The 22,208-nt window shown below is 65.3% G+C and carries 21 protein-coding genes; 12 read left to right on the forward strand and 9 right to left on the reverse strand.

Features of this window, described 5'->3' with window-relative positions; all coding sequences use genetic code 11:
- Positions 1–180: 180 nt before the first annotated feature.
- Genes aroQ through accC form a run of 3 tightly spaced genes read left to right on the forward strand, consistent with a single transcriptional unit; the run spans position 181 to position 2,533 of the window.
- Complete coding sequence (gene aroQ / locus ABB29_RS02125; protein ID WP_057656969.1) at positions 181–621, forward strand: type II 3-dehydroquinate dehydratase; 441 nt, start codon at positions 181–183, stop codon at positions 619–621.
- 57 nt (positions 622–678) lie between these two features.
- The gene (accB, locus tag ABB29_RS02130; protein WP_057656970.1) at positions 679–1,155 is read left to right on the forward strand and encodes an acetyl-CoA carboxylase biotin carboxyl carrier protein; all 477 of its coding nucleotides are present in this window, start codon (positions 679–681) and stop codon (positions 1,153–1,155) included.
- Positions 1,156–1,165: 10 nt separating this feature from the next.
- Positions 1,166–2,533, forward strand: a complete 1,368-nt coding sequence (gene accC, locus ABB29_RS02135) for an acetyl-CoA carboxylase biotin carboxylase subunit (protein WP_057656971.1) — start codon at positions 1,166–1,168, stop codon at positions 2,531–2,533.
- Between the two features lie 100 nt (positions 2,534–2,633).
- On the opposite strand, the gene ABB29_RS02140 is transcribed toward accC, so the two are convergent.
- Entirely contained in the window at positions 2,634–3,080 is a 447-nt protein-coding gene (locus ABB29_RS02140; RefSeq protein ID WP_245622513.1) for a hypothetical protein, read from the reverse strand.
- Positions 3,077–4,018 carry a hypothetical protein gene (locus ABB29_RS02145; RefSeq protein ID WP_083487354.1) on the reverse strand — a complete coding sequence of 314 codons (942 nt, stop codon included), beginning with the start codon at positions 4,016–4,018 and terminating at the stop codon, positions 3,077–3,079. The genes ABB29_RS02140 and ABB29_RS02145 overlap by 4 nt, the downstream gene beginning before the upstream one ends.
- A 229-nt stretch (positions 4,019–4,247) precedes the next feature.
- Between ABB29_RS02145 and prmA the strand changes: the two genes are divergently transcribed.
- From prmA to ABB29_RS02170, 5 genes are all read left to right on the forward strand, one after another.
- A complete protein-coding gene (prmA, locus tag ABB29_RS02150) occupies positions 4,248–5,165 on the forward strand; it encodes a 50S ribosomal protein L11 methyltransferase (RefSeq protein ID WP_057656972.1) in 918 nt (305 codons plus the stop codon).
- An 87-nt stretch (positions 5,166–5,252) separates the two neighbouring features.
- Entirely contained in the window at positions 5,253–6,329 is a 1,077-nt protein-coding gene (locus ABB29_RS16005; protein ID WP_157062458.1) for a DUF3426 domain-containing protein, read from the forward strand.
- Positions 6,330–6,498: 169 nt separating this feature from the next.
- The gene (gene fis / locus ABB29_RS02160; RefSeq protein ID WP_057656973.1) at positions 6,499–6,774 is read left to right on the forward strand and encodes a DNA-binding transcriptional regulator Fis; all 276 of its coding nucleotides are present in this window, start codon (positions 6,499–6,501) and stop codon (positions 6,772–6,774) included.
- Positions 6,775–6,949: 175 nt separating this feature from the next.
- A complete protein-coding gene (gene purH / locus ABB29_RS02165) occupies positions 6,950–8,536 on the forward strand; it encodes a bifunctional phosphoribosylaminoimidazolecarboxamide formyltransferase/IMP cyclohydrolase (RefSeq protein ID WP_057656974.1) in 1,587 nt (528 codons plus the stop codon).
- Positions 8,537–8,589: 53 nt separating this feature from the next.
- Positions 8,590–9,417, forward strand: coding sequence for a DNA-methyltransferase (locus tag ABB29_RS02170; RefSeq protein ID WP_211260660.1), 828 nt, complete (start codon positions 8,590–8,592; stop codon positions 9,415–9,417).
- Positions 9,418–9,427: 10 nt separating this feature from the next.
- On the opposite strand, the gene ABB29_RS02175 is transcribed toward ABB29_RS02170, so the two are convergent.
- The 3 genes from ABB29_RS02175 to ABB29_RS02185 all read right to left on the reverse strand — a co-directional run bounded on the left by ABB29_RS02175 (position 9,428) and on the right by ABB29_RS02185 (position 14,665).
- Positions 9,428–10,885, reverse strand: coding sequence for a DUF11 domain-containing protein (locus tag ABB29_RS02175; protein WP_083487359.1), 1,458 nt, complete (start codon positions 10,883–10,885; stop codon positions 9,428–9,430).
- Positions 10,886–11,006: 121 nt separating this feature from the next.
- Entirely contained in the window at positions 11,007–12,449 is a 1,443-nt protein-coding gene (locus ABB29_RS02180; protein WP_057656976.1) for an alanine/glycine:cation symporter family protein, read from the reverse strand.
- A 74-nt stretch (positions 12,450–12,523) separates the two neighbouring features.
- Positions 12,524–14,665 (reverse strand): ankyrin repeat domain-containing protein, encoded by a 2,142-nt coding sequence (locus ABB29_RS02185; RefSeq protein ID WP_057656977.1) that lies wholly within the window; start codon positions 14,663–14,665, stop codon positions 12,524–12,526.
- A gap of 248 nt (positions 14,666–14,913) precedes the next feature.
- Between ABB29_RS02185 and purD the strand changes: the two genes are divergently transcribed.
- The 4 genes from purD (at position 14,914) to ABB29_RS02205 (ending at position 19,102) form a co-directional block, all read left to right on the forward strand.
- Complete coding sequence (gene purD, locus ABB29_RS02190; protein ID WP_057656978.1) at positions 14,914–16,206, forward strand: phosphoribosylamine--glycine ligase; 1,293 nt, start codon at positions 14,914–14,916, stop codon at positions 16,204–16,206.
- 95 nt (positions 16,207–16,301) lie between these two features.
- A complete protein-coding gene (locus ABB29_RS02195) occupies positions 16,302–18,221 on the forward strand; it encodes an MFS transporter (RefSeq protein WP_057656979.1) in 1,920 nt (639 codons plus the stop codon).
- A 112-nt stretch (positions 18,222–18,333) separates the two neighbouring features.
- Positions 18,334–18,684, forward strand: a complete 351-nt coding sequence (locus ABB29_RS02200; protein ID WP_057656980.1) for a CD225/dispanin family protein — start codon at positions 18,334–18,336, stop codon at positions 18,682–18,684.
- 7 nt (positions 18,685–18,691) lie between these two features.
- On the forward strand, positions 18,692–19,102 hold the full coding sequence (locus ABB29_RS02205; RefSeq protein ID WP_425414718.1) for a DUF2752 domain-containing protein: 411 nt from the start codon (positions 18,692–18,694) through the stop codon (positions 19,100–19,102).
- Between the two features lie 45 nt (positions 19,103–19,147).
- Here the strand turns inward: ABB29_RS02205 and ABB29_RS02210 are convergent, their stop codons facing one another.
- The 4 genes from ABB29_RS02210 to ABB29_RS02225 all read right to left on the reverse strand — a co-directional run bounded on the left by ABB29_RS02210 (position 19,148) and on the right by ABB29_RS02225 (position 22,203).
- Entirely contained in the window at positions 19,148–20,041 is an 894-nt protein-coding gene (locus ABB29_RS02210; RefSeq protein WP_057656981.1) for a hypothetical protein, read from the reverse strand.
- An 81-nt stretch (positions 20,042–20,122) separates the two neighbouring features.
- A complete protein-coding gene (gene nudC, locus ABB29_RS02215; protein ID WP_057656982.1) occupies positions 20,123–21,064 on the reverse strand; it encodes an NAD(+) diphosphatase in 942 nt (313 codons plus the stop codon).
- A 13-nt stretch (positions 21,065–21,077) separates the two neighbouring features.
- Positions 21,078–21,464 carry an iron-sulfur cluster insertion protein ErpA gene (gene erpA, locus ABB29_RS02220; RefSeq protein WP_057657116.1) on the reverse strand — a complete coding sequence of 129 codons (387 nt, stop codon included), beginning with the start codon at positions 21,462–21,464 and terminating at the stop codon, positions 21,078–21,080.
- A gap of 31 nt (positions 21,465–21,495) precedes the next feature.
- A complete protein-coding gene (locus tag ABB29_RS02225) occupies positions 21,496–22,203 on the reverse strand; it encodes a DUF6776 family protein (RefSeq protein WP_057656983.1) in 708 nt (235 codons plus the stop codon).
- Positions 22,204–22,208 lie beyond the last annotated feature (5 nt).

The raw sequence follows: 22,208 nt of genomic DNA on the forward strand, positions 1-22,208 counted from the left end.
GTCTTGACGGCCCTGCTCAGGTGCGGAGCGTGTGCCTTTTTTGACCATACCCGATTGCCGAGGCATGTCATGGTAAATCTGGCGAAAATTCAAACGTCCATTTAAAACACCGATAACTTCGGCGATCTGGACAATAACGCCGGCTTCCCGCAGACTGCCGCCCTTCCGCTGGAGTGTTCGATGGCAAAGCTGCTGGTGTTGCATGGCCCCAACCTCAATCTGCTCGGCAGCCGCGAGCCGGAGGTCTATGGCCACGACAGCCTCGCCGATATCGAACAGGCCCTGCAAGTGCAGGCCAGCCAGGCCGGGCATGTGCTGGAAAGCCTGCAATCCAACGCCGAGCATGTGCTGGTGGATCGGATCCAGGCCGCGCGCGCCGATGGCACCGCCTTCATCCTGATCAACCCGGCCGCCTTCACCCACACCTCGGTGGCGCTGCGCGATGCGCTGGCGGCGGTGGCCATCCCGTTCATCGAAATCCACCTGTCCAATCCGCACAGCCGGGAACCGTTCCGCCAGCACAGCTATCTGAGTGACAAGGCCCTCGGCGTCATCTGCGGCTTCGGCAGCGACAGTTACCGTTACGCCCTGGACGCCGCGCTGAAGCGGCTGCACGGCTGATTCCTTCCGTTTTCCGTCCCCGCCCGGCGGGGATAACGCTCAACCCAAGAGGCCATCATGGATCTGCGTAAAATCAAGAAGCTCATCGACCTGCTGGAAGAGTCCAACCTCGCCGAAATCGAAATCAAGGAAGGCGAAGAGTCGGTACGCCTGGCGCGCACGCCCAAGGGCGGTTACCCGCAGGCGCCGGCTCCGGTGCAGTACGTGCAGGAAGCCCGCCAGGCACCGGCAATGCCGATGAGCTCGCCAACCGAAGCCTCCACCGGTGGTGCCCAGAAGCCGGCCAGCAACCTGCCCGAAGGCCATGTGGTGCGCGCACCGATGGTCGGCACCTTCTACACCTCGCCGGCACCGGACAAGCCGCCCTTCGTCAGCGTCGGCCAGGCGGTCAAGGCCGGCGAAACGCTGGCGATCATCGAAGCGATGAAGATGTTCAACCCGATCGAGGCCGATGTGTCCGGCACCGTGTTGGCGGTGTTGACCGACAGTGGCCAGCCGATCGAGTTCGACCAGCCGCTGTTCGTGATCGGCTGAGGCGGCGCTGATGCTGGATAAAATCGTCATCGCCAACCGCGGCGAAATCGCCCTGCGCATCCTGCGTGCCTGCCACACGCTGGGCATCCGCACGGTGGCCGTGCATTCGACCGTCGACCGCAATCTCAAGCACGTGGCCATGGCCGACGAATCGGTCTGCATCGGGCCAGCGGCCTCCTCGGAAAGCTATCTCAACATCCCGGCGCTGATCGCCGCCGCCGAAGTCACCGATGCGCAGGCCATCCATCCGGGCTACGGCTTCCTGTCGGAAAACGCCGACTTTGCCGAACGCGTCGAGCAGTCCGGTTTCATCTTCATCGGGCCGCGTGCCGACACCATCCGCATGATGGGCGACAAGGTCGAGGCGATCCGGGCGATGAAGGAAGCCGGCGTGCCATGCGTGCCGGGCTCCGGTGGTCCGCTCGGCGATGACATCGTCGCCAACACCAAGATCGCCCGCGAAATCGGCTACCCGGTGATCATCAAGGCCGCCGGTGGCGGTGGTGGCCGTGGCATGCGCGTGGTCCATGCCGAAGCCGCGCTGAAGACCGCCATCGAGACCACCAAGTCGGAAGCCAAGGCCGCTTTCAGCAACGACCAGGTGTACATGGAGAAATTCCTGGAGAATCCGCGCCACGTGGAAATCCAGGTGCTGGCCGATGGCCAGGGCAATGCCATCCATCTGGGCGAGCGCGACTGCTCGATGCAGCGACGCCATCAGAAGGTAGTCGAGGAAGCGCCCGCGCCCGGCATCAGTGCCCAGCAACGCGCCGACATCGGCAAGGTCTGCGTCGAAGCCTGCATCCGCATCGGTTATCGCGGCGCCGGCACCTTTGAATTCCTGTACGAAGACGGCCGCTTCTACTTCATCGAAATGAACACCCGCATCCAGGTCGAACACCCGGTCACCGAGATGGTCACCGGCATTGATCTGGTCGCCGAGCAGCTGCGCATCGCCGCAGGCCGCAAGCTGTCGATCAAGCAGGAAGACATCGTCATGGAAGGCCATGCGATCGAGTGCCGGATCAACGCCGAAGACCCGGACACGTTCATGCCCAATCCCGGCCTGATCCAGCATTTCCATGCCCCCGGTGGTCCCGGCGTGCGCGTCGACACCCATATCTACGAAGGCTATCGGGTGCCGCCGAACTACGACTCGATGATCGGCAAGCTGATCGTGCACGGCCCGGATCGGGCAACCGCGATCGCCCGCATGCAGGTGGCGCTGAGCGAGATGGTGGTCGACGGCATCAAGACCAACATCCCGTTGCAGCAACGGATCATGCAGGACCAGGGCTTCAAGTCCGGCGGCCAGAACATCCATTACCTGGAGAAGCGCCTGGCCGAACAGAAGCACAAGAAAATCGCGCTGATGTAGCTCCGCGGTCGCCGCGCGCATTCATCGCCAGCAATGCAAAGGGCGCGTCATCGACGCGCCCTTTCTGTATCCAGGCACTGCCGGCGGCGGCCGGCGCGGGTCAGCGCTGGCCGGACACCGGTTTCAAGTCGACATCGACACTGGCCTTGCCGCTGGCCGCCTGCTGGCTGCCGGGTAACGGCTGGCTGCCGGTGACGGCTTTAGGATCCACCACCACCACGGTCTCGGACGAGCCATCGGGCCAGATGATGCGGAAGCTGCTGCCCGAAGGCAGGGCCGAGAACGGGGTACCGCTGCTGGCGCGATAGACCGCGGCAACCTGGCTGGCGCCGGACATGCGCACGTGGTCGGCGCTGTCGACCGTGGTCAACGCCACCTGCGACAGATCGCGGTAACGCGGATTCAGGGTGTCGATGGCGATGGTGGTGGCAGCGGCCGCGTAGGCGACGAACAACAGTATCCAGAACCAGTGCCGGCTGCGTTCGACCACGCGCTTGCGGTCCCATCGCAGGCGCTTCGTCAGCGGGATGTTTTTCGGCAGGCTCACAGGCCACCTCCGGAACTGTCGATCAATGTATTCACCATGTTGTCCAACCTTTCCGCCCCTTGCCGGGGCACTGCTGCATCAAATACGAACGAGGGGAAATCCTGGCTGGGGTCCTGCGAACAGACCCCGCCATTGGCGCAGTACGAGGTCATCAGGTTGCTGTTGCTGCTGCAGTCCAGCCCCTGCCTGCAGGCCGCCAGTTGCCAGGCCAGCTCGGCCAGGCCGGTGCCGGAAATCTCGCCCATGACCGCCTCGCTGCCGCTGGCACGCAGACCCATCGCCGGCGAGATCGCCAGCAACGCGTCCGGGTCGTGCGAAGTGCGTACCCGCTGCACCAGATCGCGGGTGTAGTCATCGCCGGCCGCCAGTGGCTGGCCCATCGCCAGCAGCGCGGCTTCGGCGGCCAGGTTGCCGGCGCTGGCGGCGCGCCGGCGCTGCTCCAGCACCGCGGTGGCCAGGCCGTCCTCGGGCACGAAGCGACTGCAGCGGCGGCTGACCCGCTGCCGCGCGGCAACCAGTGCGTTGACGCCATCCAGCTCCAGACCCTGCATGGTGCGGGTATCGCGGGCATAACTACCCGGATCGCTGGCGTAGCCACCGCAGTAATCCTGCACCTGGCTGAGCTGCCACAGCGCCTCGGCGTCACCGCGGTCGGCCGCCGGCATCAGCGACTGGGCAAAGGCAAACAGGTCCGGCGCGCGGGCAAAGCCGGTAGCAGGTGCCGCCGGCCGCAAGGCCAGCGCAGGCGCGCCCGGCTGCGGGCCATCGATCGGCACCGCATCAGCCGCCTGTGCGCTCGCTGATGCCGCCATCGGAGCCAGGGCAGCGCCGACCCCGCCGTGCAATCCCTGCGCACCGCGTTGCGTCGTCCACAGCACCGCCAGCAGCGCCAGCGCCGCGATGGCCAGTCCTGTCTTGTGCTGGATCAGTGTCTTCATCGGTGCCAATGGCGTGCGGATTGCAATAGAGCAGCAGCGGTGGAGCCGGCGATACCCGCGGCTGGCGTCGACCACTGCGCCGCGCGTGAGTTTAGACCAAAGCCGGGCCTGCTTCCTGACTATGGCGGTTGCGCGGGTCCGGCGAGCAAAGCGGTGACGGCTCGGGTAATGTTGTCGCCCCCGGGCGCGGCGGTGGACGCCGGAATGCCCTGCCCCAGGTCCGTGACCCATGCCCTATCTGGAACTCACCCTGCGCTGCGCCGAAGCCGAGCAGCCGCGCTACGAAAACGCACTGGAAGACGTCGGCGCACTGTCGGTGACCCTGCTTGATGCCGACGCCGAAACCAGCAACGAGAACGCCATTCTCGAACCCGGGGTCGGCCAGACTCCGTTGTGGAACGCACTGGTGCTGAACGCCCTGTTCCCGGCCGAGACCGACGCGTTGTTGCTGCTGGCGGCGCTGGAATCGTTCGATCCGGGCCTGGACTGGACCCGGGTGGCGTTCCGCAGCGTCGAGGATCAGGACTGGGAACGGGCCTGGCTGGATCAGTTCAAGCCGATGCGGTTTGGCCAGCGCACTTTCATCGTGCCGTGGAACCACGCTTTGCCAGAGGAAGCCGCGCATGCCCAGGCCGCGGTGGTGCGGCTGGATCCGGGACTGGCATTCGGTTCCGGCACCCACCCGACCACCTCGCTGTGCCTGGGCTGGCTTGACCAGCTGGCGCAGGCTGGCGAACTGCAGGGCCGCAGGGTGCTGGATTTCGGTTGCGGCTCGGGCATCCTGGCGCTGGCGGCGATCAAACTCGGCGCCGCCGCCGCGATCGGCGTCGACAACGACCCGCAGGCGCTGATCGCCAGCGCCGACAACGCCGAACGCAACGCCGTCGGCCCGCAGTTGCAGGTCTACCTGCCGCAGGACGAACCGGTCGCCCGCTACCCCATCGTGGTCGCCAACATCCTGGCTTCGGCGCTGGACGCGTTGGCCGACACACTGGCGGCGCGGGTCGAACCCGGCGGCCGCATCGCCCTGTCCGGGATCCTGCACGGCCAGGAGCCGGAACTGCTGCAACGCTACGCCCAGTGGTTCGACCAGCTGGTCGCGAGCCGCGAAGGCGACTGGATGCGGATCGACGGCGTGCGTCGCTGAGTGCGCCGCCCCAACCCACCACGCAGAAGGTTGTCGGGATTACGCTCGCGCCGATCCCGGCCGCGTTCATCCGTGTTTGAATAAGTCATGTTCATCGCCTGCCCCCATTGCCGGGAACTGGTCGCGCCGCATCCGCTGACGCGGCAGTTGCCACCGATCTGTCCGCGTTGCGGCGGCAATCTGCCCGGCGCACGTCCGCTGGCCACCGCGGCACCCGCGCAGGCGCAACCGGTTTCCAGCAAGCCCGACAGCGCCGCCGCGCCCAGCCTGGTGACACTGCTGCGGCCAGCCAACGCCGGTGATCCGGCCTCGGCACCGGCGCTGGCAGGGGAAGGCATTGCCGCCAGCGTCATGGCAGCACATCCCGCATCCGCTGACACGACGACAACAGCAGCGTCGAGTGCCGTGGTCACGCCGGCCGATGAAGCGACGACGGACATCGCAGCCGGCCCTGTCGCAAGCCCTCCAGCGCAGGCGGATATCGCCGCAGACTCGCCAGCACCATCTGCAGCCGCGACCGACACGGATAACACACCGGCCGATGCCGCAGGCACCGACCCGGCCACGGCGGTCGAATCCGCGGCAGTCGTCCCCGCAAGTGAAGCGCCGCCTGCATCGGCGCCCGCCGAGGCGTCCAGGGCCAGCGGGCATCCGGCGTCACCCAGTTTCCTGCAACGCCGGCGCAGCGCCCGGCCATCACCGTCACCGGCACGCTGGCAGTGGGCCGTCGTAGTGGTATTGGCGACGCTGCTGGTGTTGCAGGTGCTGCTGGCCGATCGTGAGCGGCTGGCTGCCGACGCCGCATGGCGACCATTGATTGGCGGCCTCTGCGGCGTGCTGGGTTGCAGCATGCCGGCCTGGCGCGAGCCGCAGGCATTGACCATGATCAACCGTGACGTCAGGCCGCTGCCGCAGGTGCCGGGCGTACTGTTGGCCAAGGCCACGTTTCGCAATGACGCGCGCTGGGCACAACCGTGGCCGGTGCTGCTGCTGACCCTGAAAGATGCCGACGGTCGCAGTCTGGGCGCGCGTGCGCTGCTGCCGGCCGATTATCTGGATGCCGCTGCCAGTGCCGATATCGCGCCGGGCCAGACCGCCGAAATCACGGTCCGGGTACGCGAGCCCAGCGCCAGCGTGGTCGCTTTCGCCTTTGACTTCCACTGACCACGCCGATGTCCGCGCTTGTCCGACGGACAATTGCCAACAATGCGCCTTGCCGATCATGAAAGCTGCAAAAGCAGATGCAGTGACCGCGATCACGCGCTAGACTCGTCCCCCCGCCGACGAACCGATTCGGCCAACGCGTCCGGCCACGCAACACCAGGGGAACCGAGTGAACGCTGCCACCACCCGTCAGGAAAATCCACGCACACCCGGCAATCGCCCACCCTTGCGAGAGCACGTCGCGCTGTCAGTGCGACGCTACCTGCGTGATCTGAACGGATGTGATGCCGACGACGTCTACGAAATCGTGCTGCGCGAAATGGAAATTCCGTTGTTCGTCGAAGTGCTGAATCATTGCGAAGGCAACCAGAGCCGCGCCGCCGCGCTGCTCGGCATTCATCGCGCCACCCTGCGCAAGAAACTGAAAGAGTACGGACTGGCCTGAGACGGACTGGCTTGGGATCCGCGTGGCGACCATTGTCGTCCGGTGTTGGCCCGCGCATCCGCCATCACCCAGCGCTTTGCCATCAGCGTGTTGAAGGCGCGCGGCAACAGCGGCCACGCCAGCGGCCGGCACGGGGCCCGGCTATAATCGCCCGGTCCTCCTGCTTTGCTTCCCCATGACTGCCAATCTCCTGCCCGTGCGTCGGGCCCTGCTTTCCGTTTCCGACAAGACCGGCCTGGTTGAACTGGCCCAGCGCCTGCATGGCCTGGGAGTCGAATTATTGTCCACCGGCGGTACCGCCAAGGCACTGCGCGACGCCGGCCTGGCCGTCCGCGACGTCGCCGAGGTCACCGGTTTCCCGGAGATGATGGACGGACGGGTCAAGACCCTGCACCCGATGGTCCATGGCGGGCTGCTGGGACGCGCCGGCACCGATGACGCGGTGATGGCCGAGCATGGCATCGATGCCATCGATCTGCTGGTGTTGAATCTGTATCCATTCGAGCAGGTCACCGCTGATCCGGATTGCAAGCTCGATGTAGCCGTGGAGAACATCGATATCGGCGGTCCGGCGATGCTGCGTTCGGCAGCCAAGAATTTCGCCCGCGTCGCGGTCGCCACCGACCCGGCGCAGTATTCGGAACTGCTGGCCGAACTGGACGCCAACCAGGGTGCGTTGTCGGCGGCCACCCGCTTCAAGCTGTCGGTGGCCGCGTTCAATCGCGTCGCCCAGTACGATGCGGCGATCAGCAATTACCTGTCGGCGATCACCGATGCTTCCGGCGAAGTGCCGCAGCGCTCGCCGTTTTCGGCGCAGGCCAATGGCAGTTTCATCAAGGTGATGGATTTGCGCTATGGCGAAAATCCACATCAGCAGGCGGCGTTCTATCGCGATCTTCATCCGGCGCCTGGTTCACTGGCCACTTTCGAGCAGTTGCAGGGCAAGGAACTAAGCTACAACAACATCGCCGACAGCGATGCGGCCTGGGAATGCGTGCGCCAGTTCGATGCCCCGGCCTGCGTGATCGTCAAGCATGCCAATCCATGCGGCGTAGCGGTCGGCGCCGCCTGTGGCGATGCCTACGAACTGGCCTATGCCACTGATCCGACCAGTGCGTTCGGCGGCATCATCGCCTTCAACCGGCCGCTCGATGCAGCCACCGCCAAGGTCATCCTTGATCGCCAGTTCGTCGAAGTATTGATCGCACCGGACTACGCGCCCGAAGCCCTGGCCTACGCCAGCAAGAAGGCCAACGTGCGCGTGCTGCGCATCCCGCTGGCAGCGCCATCGGTGGGTTTCATCGACAGCAAGCGGATCGGCTCGGGCCTGCTGATGCAGACCGCCGACGACCGCGTGGTCAGCGTCGCTGAGTTGAAAGTGGTCAGCAAGCTTGCGCCCAGCGACGCACAGCTGCGCGATCTGCTGTTTGCCTGGAAGGTAGCCAAGTACGTCAAGTCCAATGCCATCGTCTACGCCAGGGACAATCGCACCATCGGCGTCGGCGCCGGGCAGATGAGCCGGGTCTATTCGGCTCGCATCGCCGGCATCAAGGCCGCCGATGCGGATCTGGTCGTGGAAGGTTCGGTGATGGCCTCGGATGCGTTCTTCCCGTTCCGCGATGGTATCGACGCCGCCGCCGCCGCCGGCATCAAGGCGGTGATCCAGCCGGGTGGTTCGATGCGCGATGGTGAAGTCATCGCCGCGGCCGACGAGCACGGCATCGCGATGGTGTTCACCGGCGTGCGCCACTTCCGCCATTGACCCGGATGCCGAGCAGCGCGAAGCCACGGCGTGCGTCACAGCGAGTGGCGGCCGTGGCCGTTGATCCTCTGGATCTGGGCGTTTTTCCGCGCAGCCGCCTGTCACCGAACAAGCTGGCCCATGCCGATGCCGACGGCCGCGCATTGCTGTATCACGCCAACTGCCTGGAATTTCTCGACCGGGTGATCGAGCGTCATCCGGAGGGCCTGTTCGACATGGTGTTCGCCGACCCGCCGTACTTTCTGTCCAACGGCGGCGTCACCTGCCATGGCGGCAAGATGGTCAAGGTCGACAAGGGTGACTGGGACAAAAGCCGCAGCCCGGATTTGAACCACGAGTTCAACAGCCAGTGGTTGCAGCGTTGCCAGGCCGCGCTCAAACCCAATGGCACGTTGTGGGTATCGGGTACCCACCACGTGATTTACTCGGTCGGTTTCGCGATGCAGCAGTTGGGGATGAAAATCCTCAACGACATCGTCTGGGAAAAACCCAATCCACCACCCAACCTGGCCTGCCGCAATTTCACCCACTCCACCGAAATCCTGCTGTGGGCAGCCAAGAACGGCAAGAGCAAACACCTGTTCAACTATGCCGCGATGAAAGAAGAGAACGGCGGCAAGCAGATGAAGTCGGTATGGCGCTTCACCGCGCCGGGGGCGGAAGAAAAATCACAGGGCCGCCATCCGACGCAGAAGCCGTTGGCACTGCTGGCGCGCTGCATCGAAGCATCGACCCAGCCGGGGGATCTGGTATTCGACCCGTTCAACGGCTCCGGCACCACCGGTGTCGCCGCACTGCAACTGGATCGCCGCTATGTCGGCTGCGAACTGGACCCCGCCTACGTCGCCTTGAGCAGCAAGCGCCTGCAGGCGATGGGCTGAGGTCCATCTGCTATTCCACCGTGCAGGTATAGGTCAACGATGCGCTCTGCGTTGCCGCCAACGTGCCCATGACAATCCCGGCACCGGTGAGATTGGCGATGGTGTAAGGACCACCGGCAGGTATACCGTCTCCGGTGATGGCCACCGGGTTGCTTGCCGGGCAGTCCAGTCCGGTATCCGGGGTGTCAGTGACCACCGTGCCGGTAACACTGCCCGGACCGTTGTTGGTGATCTGCAATGTGTATTGCAAGGCCGTGCCTGGCGTCACCGGCCCGGGCGGATTGCTGGTTTTTTCGATCGCCATGTCCACGAAATAATCATTGACCAGCGTGCAGATGGTCGGCGCGGCAGCGGCGGTGATACCGGTAATGGTGGCCGTGTTGGTGGCGGTATCGACCGTCGCGGTGCCTCCTCCGCTGCAGTTGGCCTGGGCCAGCCTGAATCCGGGATCCTGCGCCGGGCTCTCAACCACGCTGACCGCCAGCGCGGGGTCGGTCACCAGCAGGGGCTCGACTCCCGCTGACGCATCGAAACCCGACGCCGCATTGTCCGGCCATGCGTCGAACGCGACGGGCACGCCGGGACTGGTGGTGGTGATGGTGGCGGCCGTCTGCGTGCCGGTCGTGCCCAGATCCGTGTCGGCGTTGCCGACCGTGAACGCGAAACTGCCCGAAGCTACGTTGCTCTGCTTCAACAGGCACAACGTCGGTGAAAGAATCTGTGGATTGAATACCTGGTAGTCGTCGGTCTGGCTGCCGGGATCCAGCGTACCCGCGGGCTGGTTGCGGCGCGCCACGAATACCAGCTGGCCGGAAGCAGGCACGCCCGCCGGCAAGGTGATGCTTACCGTTGAATAATCCAGCCCCGGTGCAACCGTGACATCGGGAAAGCTCGACCATGCCGGCGAGGTTGCGATCACTGCGCCGCCGGTGGCAGTGGGCGTCGGCTTCGTGTAATTGACGGCAGCGTACGGCGTGGTGAAGAACGTCGCGTAGAGGACGCCCGCGTAATAAACGCCAAGTTCGGCGGTATTGCCCCCGCCCACCACTCCATTGCCGTTGATCCAGCGGAGCTGGAACTGGATCACGCTGCCGCCGCCGACGCCACCCTGCACGGTCTGCTGGAGCGTGTTGTAGCCGGTCGTCCGGACCGCGCGACCAGCCACGGTATTCGGTGCGAAATCACCACTGATATATGCATTGGCGTCGGCATAGACCCAGCCGTTGACTGCCTGCGAACCGAGCACGGTGGTCGTCACCGCCCAGTACGGTGGCAGATTGAGGGGGCTGCTATTGGTTCCGCCGGCGAACGATGGGTTCTGCACCGGCACCAGCGTATTGCAGCTCTGTGCCCAACCGTCCATCGGCAGCCACATCGACAGCAACAGTGCGATACCCAGGCCGCGCGCGGATCTTGCCGATATCGACATAGGTAATGTGGTCGCTGGCTGCATTGTGTCAAAACTCATTCGCCGTCCTGCGGTTCGGATATTTTCGTCACATTCAACCACGTATCGTCGGCAACGTGCAGCGTTGCTTCAGCACAATCCTGTCACATTTTCCCTGTCGTCATCCACGCACCGCTGATCATCAATCTCGATCTTTCCAGATCCCGCGATCGACGCCATCGGCCAGCTCCGGGTATTTATCGATATGGAATCTCGGTGATTGGCCGGCGGCGAGTTGACGGTCGTAATCGCGGGTCAGTTTGACCACCACGCCGGACAGCAGCACGATTGCGATCAGATTGATGGTGGCCATCACCGCCATCGATGCATCGGCCGCATCCCAGACCAGCTGCACTTTCGAGTACACGCCCCAGACGATCACCGCCAACGCGGCCAGTCGCAGCGCGAGCAGTGATCTGCGGCCGCCACCCAGGTACAGCAGATTGTTTTCGGCGTAGGAATAGTTGCCGAGGATGGTGGTGAAGGCGAAGAAGAACAACGCAATCGCCACGAACCACGCGCCCCAATCACCAAAGAACACGGTCATCGCACGCTGGGTGATCTGCACACCGTTGCCGCCCTGGTCGAGGGTGCCGGAGAGCAGGATGGCGATGCCGGTGGCCGAACAGATCAGCAGGGTATCGATGAATACCCCCAGCGCCTGCACCAGCCCCTGGCTGGACGGATGATGCGGCACCGGTGTCGCCGCGGCAGCGACGTTGGGCGCACTGCCCATGCCGGCTTCGTTGGAATACAGGCCGCGCTTGACCCCTTGCAGCATCGCCACCGCCAGACCACCGAGAATGCCGCCGACCGCCTGATCCAGGCCAAACGCACTGCGCAGCACCAGCGCCAGCATCTCCGGCACCTGCGCCAGATGGGTCAACACCACCCATCCGACCAGTGCCAGATACGCCAGTGACATGAAAGGCACCACCCATTCGGCGAAGCGCGCCACGCTGCGCAGGCCGCCGAAGATGACGATGGCGGTCAACAGCACCAGCACCGCCGCTACCGGCGCATGGCCCAGGCCAAATGCCTCCTGCATCGATTCGCCGATTGCATTGGCGTGCACGCTGCTGAAAATCAGCCCGTAGCTGAGCAGCAGCGCCAGCGCGAACGCCACCGCCATCGGCTTTGATTTCAGACCGCGGGCCATGTAATAGGACGGTCCGCCGCGGTACTGGCCGTTGTCATCCTTGACCTTGTACAGCTGCGCCAGGGTGCTTTCAGCGTACGCCGTGGCCATGCCCAGCGCCGCCGTGCACCACATCCAGAACAGAGCGCCGGCACCACCGAGGCTGAGCGCGATCGCGACCCCGGCCAGATTGCCGGTGCCGACCCGCGCGGCCAGACTGGTGCACAAGGCCTGGAACGGCGAGATGCCGGCAGCATCGCCATCGGTACCGCGACTGATGATGTGGCACATGTGCGGAAACCGCCGCACCTGGATGAAGCGCAGCCGCACGCTGAAATACAGACCGACCGCCAGCAGGCCATAGGTCAGCACGTAATCCCACAACAGGTGATTGATCCCCCCCACCAACGGCGCCAACAGCGCCTCCAACCCTTCCAGCAGCGGCATCGGCCGTTCCCATCAACGTGTCGAGCGCGATGTTAGCAGTGCCTGGGTGGCGGCCGGCAGCGGCCGCGTCGGCTTCAGGGTGAACCAGCGGTCGCGCTGGTGGGACAATCCAGCAGCAGTGCGATCCGTTGCAGGGTCGCCAGCGGCGGACACGCAGCCGGGCCCTGCTGGCACTGCGGCGGGTACGACAGCGATTTGATCCTTGCTGCCAGGTCCTGCGCCGAGCTGCGGTCGGAATTGTACGGCTGGCATCGCTCGGCGCCGGCTTCCAGCAGCAGGCGTACTGCTGCCTCGTTGCCGGCGGCGACGGCATAATCCAGCAACCGCCGCCCCTCGTCGGCGTCGGTCAGTTCCAGATCCGGATGCTGCGCCAGCGCCTGCGCCAGCATCGACGCAACGATGGCGGGATCACGTCGATACACCTCGAACAGGTTCATCAGCGGCGTCCTGCCCGAGCGGTCCTGCTGGTTGATGTTGGCGCCATGGGCCAGCAGCAGGCGCCACATCGCCACGTCCCCGGGACGGCTGGCGGGCACCTCGTACAGGGCATTGCGTCCGTCATTGTTGACCGCATTGATGTCGGCGGGCTTGGCCTGCTCCAGCAGCAGCCGGGCGCTGGCCAGATTGCCGCTGCTGGCGACTTTCATCAGCACCGTGTTTCGATCCCCATCGATCTTGCCGATGCCATAGCGATGCGCACCCGCCTGCAGAAGGTCGCGCACGATCGCGGTGTCATCGGCCTGGCGGGCGGGGTCGCTGCGCTGGCCGGCAGCGACCAGCAGGGGTTGTCGACCGACCACCGGGTTCAGTTCGACATCCTGTTTCAGCAGCAAATCGACCATCTCGCGATTGCCGTTGTTGATGGCCCGTTCCAAAGGCGAAGACGTATAGCCATCGGGGTCGGCAGCGTGCGGCACCGTGATGTCGGGGTCGGCCCCGGCTTCCAGCAATGCCGCCGCGCCGTCAAGCCAGTCGCTGGCAACGGCAACGCCAAGTACCAGCCAGCCGTCGGCGTTGGTTTGCTGCAGGTCTTGCGGATGCGCGGCCAACGCTTGCTGCAACGCAGCCAGATCCTTTGTCTGCACCGCGTTGAACAGACTCATCCGTGGCCGGCATGTCTGCGCGTCCAGCGCCTTTACTTCCAGCATGTCGGCCAGTTGCATGGCGATGTTGCCGGGGATGTTGTCGATACCCTGTCGTTGGCAGTACTGGCGGGCGTTTTCCTGCATGCCGACCTTGTTACCCAGATTCAGCGGGCAGTGTTGCGCTCCCTGCATCGCCTGGGCCAGGTTGAGGTACGCCGGCGTTCGCCCGGGGTCACGCTGCAGTACGTTTTCCAGCAACGCGATCGCATCATTGCTGCTGCCGCAACCGCCCTGCTGCTGCAGCCAGAAGCCGATGTCGTTGAGCATGACGATGTCGGTATCCGGCAGGCTGCGCGGATCGATGCGGAACAGCTCCGGCTCCAGCGCCGCCAGGCTCTCGCCGGCACGTTGCGCACTGTCGATGCCCGCGCGAGGGCGTTGCCAGAGCTTCAGTGCGCGCTGGTATCGTTGCCGCAACAGCGGCGGGCTGGCGGGCGGCTCGACCCGTATTTTCACCTGCCGCGGTGACAGCACCTGCTTCATCCCGGCCGACCATATCCACAACGGCTGCTTGCGCCATTGCGCCATGATCTGCCGGGTCACGTCCTCGGCGGCCGATGCCGATGCCGATGCAAGCAGATGCCAGGTCACCGTCGGCTGGACCAGATCACCATGCGGGGCGTCGGCGCCGGGGTTGGCTTGCACTTTCATCCCGACCAGACTGTGATCCGGCAGCAGCAGCCACTCCAGTATCAATCCATCCGGGCAATGCAGCCTGGGCAGGTTCTGTTCGAGGCCGGTTTCCAGCTGGTAGTAGCCATCATCGGCAGGTCCCCAGCTACCAAGCAGGGCATGACTCCTGCAGATATCGACCCGGAACGGCGGGGATCGCCAGATCCTCTTGCCGTGCTCATCGTAGCGGTTCAGGAAACCCCAGCGGCTGCCGAACACCGAATAGGTGTAACCATCACCCGCACGTGCGCGGGTCACTTCGCCAGGTTCCACGTGGTAGCGCTTCAGCGCCACCTGTTCAATGAATCCCTCGACATCCTGCGCCCGCAGCACGGGAGCAAGCGCCAGCAAAACGATCGCCAGACAGGCACGTAGCTTGATGGCCTTGAAGACCGACATGGGAACACGGAGAGTTGATGGAACGGAGGTGCTCAATCTAGTGCCCGGGCCGGTCCGTGACCATGTAACTTGTTGCAGGTGCACGCGGTTGGCCGCATCGGGCCGGGCAGCGTTCAGATTGGTCGAGAACATCCGCACGCATCAACACCGTTCAACACCGTCGACGGCTGGCCCGGCCATCGGTCGCGGCGCGTAGGGGCCTCACGTAGAATTGCGCCTTTCCCCACGCAACCCCCACGGGAGCAGGCATGAAAATCCTCGTCATCGGTTCCGGCGGCCGCGAGCACGCACTGGCCTGGAAGCTGGCCCAGTCGCCGCGCGTGAGCGAGGTGTTGGTGGCACCGGGCAACGCCGGCACCGCGCGCGAGGACAAATGCCGCAACGTCGAGGTGGCCGCCACCGACATCGACGCCCTGCTGGCGCTGGTCCAGCGCGAGGCGGTGGACCTGACCGTGGTCGGCCCGGAAGCACCGTTGGTGGCCGGCGTGGTCGATCGTTTCCGCGGTGCCGGTCTGCGCGTGTTCGGACCGACCGCCGCGGCCGCGCAACTGGAAGGCAGCAAGGCATTCGCCAAGGATTTCCTGGCCCGGCATGGCATCCCGACGGCCTACTACTCGGTATTTACCGAGGTCGAGCCGGCGTTGGCCTATGTCCGCGACAAAGGCGCGCCGATCGTGATCAAGGCCGACGGCCTGGCCGCCGGCAAGGGCGTGATCGTGGCGATGACGCTGGCCGAAGCCGAAGCGGCGATCCATGACATGCTGGCCGGCAACGCATTCGGCAGCGCCGGCGCACGGGTGGTGGTGGAGGAATTCCTGGACGGCGAGGAAGCCAGTTTCATCAGCATGGTCGATGGCAGGACCGCCTTGCCGATGGCGACCTCGCAGGATCACAAGCGGGTCGGCGATGGCGACACCGGCCCCAACACCGGCGGCATGGGTGCCTACTCGCCGGCACCCGTGGTCAGCCCCGCGATCCATGATCGGGTGATGCGCGAGGTGGTCAACCCGACCGTACAGGGCATGATCACCGATGGCGTGCCGTTCACCGGCTTCCTGTATGCCGGGCTGATGATCGACGCCAGCGGCGCGCCGAAGGTGATTGAATTCAACGTCCGCTTCGGCGACCCGGAAACGCAACCGGTGATGCTGCGCCTGCAGTCGGATCTGCTGCAGCTGATCGAAGCGGCACTCGACGAGAAACTGCACGAAACCCGTGCCGACTGGGATCCACGGCCTTCGCTGGGAGTAGTGCTGGCCTCGGCGCCGTATCCGGAAAACCCGATCAGCGGCGAGCCCATCAGCGGCCTGGATCAGGCGCCGGTGGATGGGGTGAAGGTTTTCCATGCCGGCACCCGCCTGCACGGGGACGACGTGGTCACTGCAGGTGGCCGGGTGCTGTGCGTGGCCGCACTGGGCGACAGCGTGGCCGATGCACAGGCACGCGCCTACGCCCGCGTCGGCCAATTGCACTGGCAACACGAATTCCATCGCAGCGACATCGGCTGGCGTGCGATTGCCCGCGAAGAACAGAGCGCCTGAGCTGACCGCTGCCATCGCCGCTAGTGACCGCGGCCAAGCGGTCACCGCCATCGGCTAGACTCGGGGCAACCCAGACAAGGACACCGGCACAGGACATGCCCGAGCAACCCACGACTCCCGATCAGCCGGTTTCCCACAGCCAGTTCGGCCTGCTCCGGCAACGCCGCTTCCTGCCATTCTTCCTGGTCCAGTCGCTGGGCGCGTTCAACGACAACGTCTATCGGCAGGCAATCATCGGCCTGCTGTTCTGGATGGGTGTCAGTGATGCCGACAAGACCCTGTACACCAATCTGGCGCCGGCGCTGTTCATCCTGCCGTACTTCCTGTTCTCGGCGCTGGCCGGACAGGTCGCCGAGAAGCTGGAAAAGTCGCGCCTGATCCGCATCACCACGGCGATGGAAATCGCGATCATGTCGCTGGCCGCGGTCGGCTTCCTGACCCAGAACATGCCGGTGCTGCTGGTGGCGTTGTTCTGCACCGGCCTGCAGTCAACCTTGTTCGGGCCGGTCAAGTATTCGATCCTGCCGTCGGTGCTCAAGCCCGAGGAACTGACCGGCGGCAACGGCCTGGTCGAGATGGGCACCTCGGTCTCGATCCTGATCGGCATGATCAGCGGCGGCCTGATCTTCAAACTGGCCGGTGACCATGGCCCGGTCGCGGCGGCCACCGCGATCATCTGCCTGGCGGTGCTTGGCAACCTGGTCAGCCGGCTGATTCCACGCGTCGATGCCGGTGCCCCGGATCTGAAGATCAACTGGAATCCGATTCCCGAATCCCTGCACATGCTGCGGCTGGTCCGCCGCCAGCTGGCGGTACGCAACTCGGTGCTCGGGGTGTCGTGGTTCTGGTTCGTCGGCACCGTGCTGACCTCGCAACTGCCGACCTATGCGGTGGTCAACCTGGGCGGTGACGAGACCTTGTACATCTTCGCCCTGGCATTGTTCTCGGTCGGTACCGGGGTCGGTTCGATGCTGTGCGAAAAACTGTCCGGGCGCACCGTTGAAATCGGTCTGGTGCCGCTTGGCGCGTTTGGCATGAGCGCGTTCATCCTCGATCTGTATTTCGCCCGCAGTGGCACCGCGCCGGCTGCAGGCCTAGACGTAGCCGGGTTCCTGCAGCAGCCGGGCAGCTGGCGGATCAGCCTGGATCTGCTGGGCATTGGCCTGTTTGCCGGCTTCTTCGTGGTGCCGTTGTTCGCGCTGATCCAGAGCCGCACGCCGCGCAACGAACTGTCGCGGGTGATCGCCGGACTCAACATCCAGAACTCCGGTTTCATCGTGCTGGCGGCGGTACTGGGCTTGTGCGTGCAACGCTTCCTCGGCTGGAGCATTCCGCAGGTGTTCCTGGCGCTGGCGATCCTCAACACGCTGGTGGCGATCTGGATCTTCAGCATCGTCCCCGAGTTCCTGATGCGTTTCCTCAGCTGGGTGCTGGTGCGCGCGCTTTACCGCCTGCGCCTGCATGGCATCGAGAAAAACGTGCCCGACGAAGGCCCGGCGTTGATCGTCTGCAACCATGTCAGCTACATGGATGCGTTGATCCTGGCCGCCAGCATTCCGCGGCCGGTGCGGTTCGTCATGTACTGGAAGATTTTCAACATCCCGGTGATGAGCTGGATCTTCCGCACCGCCAAGGCCATACCGATTGCCGGCGCGCGCGAGAACCCGGCGCTGATGCAGCAGGCCTTCGATGCCATCGACGCGGCACTGGCCGAAGGCGAGATCGTCTGCATCTTCCCGGAGGGCGCGCTGACCCGTGACGGCCAGATCGCGCCGTTCAAGTCCGGCGTCGAGCGCATCCTCGAACAGCGCCCGGTGCCGGTGGTACCGATGGCGCTCAAGGGGATGTGGAGCAGCATGTGGAGCCGGCGCGACAGTCGCTTTGGCCGCATGCGCGTGCCACGTCGTTTCCGCGCCCATGTCGATGTCGTCGCTGGCCCGCCGCTGCCCGGTGCCCAGGTCGACGCTGCACAACTGGAAGCCCGGGTCCGCGCGCTGCGTGGTGACGCGGCCTGAAGCGGGTGCGGGAAAGGTGACAGTGCGGTAGGCTTGCTGCGTCATTCAGGAGCTGGTTGCATGCCGCGGCCATCCATCACGACATATTTCATCCATCACAGGGAGTTCCACGATGAGCGCGATGCCACCGATTCCACCTGCCGCAACGTCGATGCCGCCACCGCCGGCGGCGCACGGTCATATTCCCAACTACCTGGCCTGGTCGATCATCTCGACCGTGCTGGCGACCTGCCTGTGCTGCCCGCTCGGCCTGATCGGCATCGTCGCCATCGTGTTCTCCAGCCAGGTCAACGGCAAGCTCAACCAGGGTGACATCGAAGGCGCACGCCGGGCCTCGGCCAACGCCAAGACCTGGTGCTGGGTGGCCACTGCCTTCGCCATCATCGGTCTGTTGATCAACATTGTCATGCTGGCCACCGGCGGCATGCAGACCTACATCGAGATGATGCAGCAGTACCAGTAAGTCGATGATCGCCGTCAGGCCCATGCCCGCCGTGTTGCTGGCCGGTACCGCTGTCGCGGTGCCGGCCGGCGTCTGGCTGCTGTGGAACTTCGATCCCAATGTCGCCGGCAACCCCTTCGTGCCGTGCATCTTCCACGCACTCACCGGCTATTTCTGCATTGGTTGCGGCATCACCCGTGCCCTGCATGCACTGGTTCACGGCGATCTGCTGCGCGCATTCGGCATGAATCCACTGGCGATGATCGTGCTGCCGCTGGTACCGCTGATGATCGCGTATTCGCGCGGCTGGCAGCCGCGCCTGCTGCAGCCGCTGATGCGCTGGGTGATGGAACCCAGGCTGTGGCTGGTGCTGCTGCCGGGCTACTGGATTGCCCGCAATCTGCCGTGGTTCCCGTTCACCCTGATGGCACCGGGCTGATCAGGCAGCGCGGCGTCATCAACAACGTGCTGAGGCCATGCTGGATCAGCTGACCCAGCCGCCGATCACGAACAGCGCCATCACCGCCAGCCATACCAGCAGGATGCGCCAGACCAGGCTCATCGCATCGCGCAGTTCCGGCAACTCGCGCAATACCGGGACCATCCCCTCTTCGGCATATTCCTCGGCTTCCTCGGCCAGTTCGCCGCGCACGCTGGCGCGGGCAGCGCCGAACAGGAAGGCGGCATTGGCATGCAGCTCGCTGCCACCGCCGGCACGCCATGCGTTGAATACCACGTCGAAATTGCCGACCAGCGCCATCGCCAGCGTCATCAGTTGTGCCACCGGCCAGTTCAACCAGGCAAACAGGGTGGCGGCACCGGCGCGGGTGTCGGCCGGCACATCGTTGGCAAACCTGCCCTGCGCGACCAGCGCCACCAGCCGATAGCCCAGCGCACCCACCGGGCCCAGCAACAGGAACCAGAACAGAGTGCCGAACCAGCGCGTCAGCGCATTAGCGAATACCGCTTCGACCAGTGCGCCACCATCGGTCCGCAGCGGCGCCTGCCCGTTCCACAGATGCAGCAGCGCCTGGCTGCGCGCGACCGGGTTGTGGGCATCGATGATTGCCTCGACGTCGACGTCCAGATCGCGTGGTCCCCACGCATAGACCAGCACGACGATGGCAAACAGCAGCGCGACCAGTCCGAACAGTGTCGAAGCAAAACTCCATTGCAGCAGCGCCACCAGCAGCAGTGGTGGCAACAGCGCCAGCACGATGCCATGGCGACCACGCCAGAAGCTGCCTTCGCCGGACTGCTCGCCCAGCCATTGCAGCCAGCTCTGGTACCAATGGAACCGGCGCAGTGACACCAGTTGCGCCGAAGCCACATGGCCCAGCACCAACGCAATCACCACGGCCAACAATGTCGTCGACATGCATCCTCCGTTTTGGCGATTCTAGCGCGAGCGTGGCAACGATGTCGGCGCGTGGCGGATAAGGCGCCGCGCGGCGGCGGCTCAGCGCCCGGATTGCCGCAGCATCGACTGGTACCAGTGTTCGATCAGCGAACGCGCAATCGAAATCGGCGGCGACAGGCGCAGACCGGGTTGATCGTGGGCGACACCGCCTTCGTCACGTTCGCGCGCGGCGGCGATTTCTTCCAGCGTGAACCAGCGCGCATCTTCCAGTTCGTCGTCGACCTGCGGCGGATCCGGTTCGGCCTCGGCGCTGAAGCCGAGCATCAACGCGCCCGGGAATGGCCACGGCTGCGCGCCCAGGTAGCGGCTGTGGCGCACCCGCACGCGGCTTTCCTCATAGACCTCGCGGGCCACCGTCTGCTCCAGGGTTTCGCCCGGCTCGACAAAACCGGCCAGCACCGAATAGCGCCCGGCCGGCCAACTGGCCTGGCGTCCCAGCAGCAGGCGCTGGCCATCGCTGACCGCGACGATGACCGCCGGATCGACGCGCGGATAATGATCGTTGCCGCAACCGCTGCAATGACCGGTGTAGCCGGCGCGGCGGAATTCGACCGCGCCGCCACAGATGCCGCAGAAACGATTGCGGCTGTGCCAGTACAGCATCGCCCGCGCCAGCGCGAACACCCCGGCCTCGAACGCCGGCCAGCTGGCCGCGGCCCTGCGCAGATCGACCTGGCGTGGTGCCTGCACTGCAACCGCCGCGGCATTGACCGCAAACCAGGCCACATCGTCTTTCAGGCCGAGGAATATCGCCGTGCCCGGGCCACTGCCGGCCAGCTCGTGGCCGCGTGGCGCCAGCAGCTGGCCGTGGGCGTCGGCGTGGGCATTGCCTTGTTCGTCCAGCACCAGCACCCGCGCATCCGGCCACAGGGCGGCTAGTGCCTGGCCGTCGTCGCGTAGATGATCGGCGCGGTCCAGCGGATCCCCGGCAAAGGCGAAGCCGATCAGCGGCGAGGGATTGTTGTCAGTGGCACCGCTCACCGGACGCGGCGGGTCACATGCTGAAACTGCTGCCGCAGCCGCAGGTGGTCTTGGCGTTGGGATTGCGGATCACGAACTGCGCGCCGTGCAGGCTTTCGGTGTAGTCGACCTGCGCGCCCATCAGGTACTGCAGGCTCAGCGGGTCCACCAGCAGGGTCATGCCGTCGGTGTCGACCGCCACATCATCGTCGGCGCGGTTCTCGTCGAATTCGAAGCCGTACTGGAAACCGGAACAGCCGCCGCCCTGGATGTAGACCCGCAGGGCCAACGCCTGGTTGCCTTCCTCGGCGACCAGCTCGCGGACCTTGGCCGCGGCCGCGGCGCTGAAATCCAGCGGCCGGTCCAGCGACTGGTAGTTGGGGGCGGCGCTGGCGCTGGGCAGGGAAACGACGGTAGTCATGGCGGCAGTAATGGGGTCGGAAAGTGAAAAATCAAGCTGGCGGCGCGACCGCGCCATCCTTGCCGGTGGCATCGGCCCAGGTGAACGATTGTTCCACGCTGTCGCCGTTCTGCGGCACCAGCCGCGCGATCACCCGCACCGGCTGGAAACCGGCGGGCAGGAACAGGTCGCCTTCCAGCTCCTGGAAATACTTGAACGAGTAGGCCACGCCGGGCGCGCTGTCCTGCTGCCGCAACTGCGACCAGTCCAGCCGTTGCAGCTTGCCATCGCGGGTACCTTCAACGATCAGCACCAGCCGGCCGGCGTTGACCGCGCCGCGATTGATGTTCTGGGTCAGGGTGGCGCGGAAATGCCAGGCATTCTCGGCCTGCGCGGAGAGCACCAGCTCGTGCACGGCCAGACCATGGCGCTGGGCGGTGGAACCGACGAAGCGCTCGTAGAAGGCGACGTCGGCGCGCAGGCCGGCGATTTCCTCGTCGCGTTCGGCCAGCGTGCGTTGCAGGTCGGCATTGGCGTCGCGGCTGATCTGGTCGGATCGCGACAGCGTGGCATTGCGCTGTTGCAGCTGCTCCAGTTGCTGACGCTCGCTGTGCAGCTGGGCCGCGCTTGGCGCATCGCCGGAGGCCATCACCTGCCACGCGCCCCAGGCGCCGAATATCAGGCATACGCTCATCACGACGATGGCGGCGATCAGCCACATGCGGGTGGCGAAAGCGCTGGCGGCACGGGGCTGGTCCATGCCTC

It is taken from the genome of Pseudoxanthomonas dokdonensis, assembly GCF_001431405.1.
In the GTDB taxonomy this organism is placed as follows: Bacteria; Pseudomonadota; Gammaproteobacteria; order Xanthomonadales; family Xanthomonadaceae; genus Pseudoxanthomonas_A; species Pseudoxanthomonas_A dokdonensis.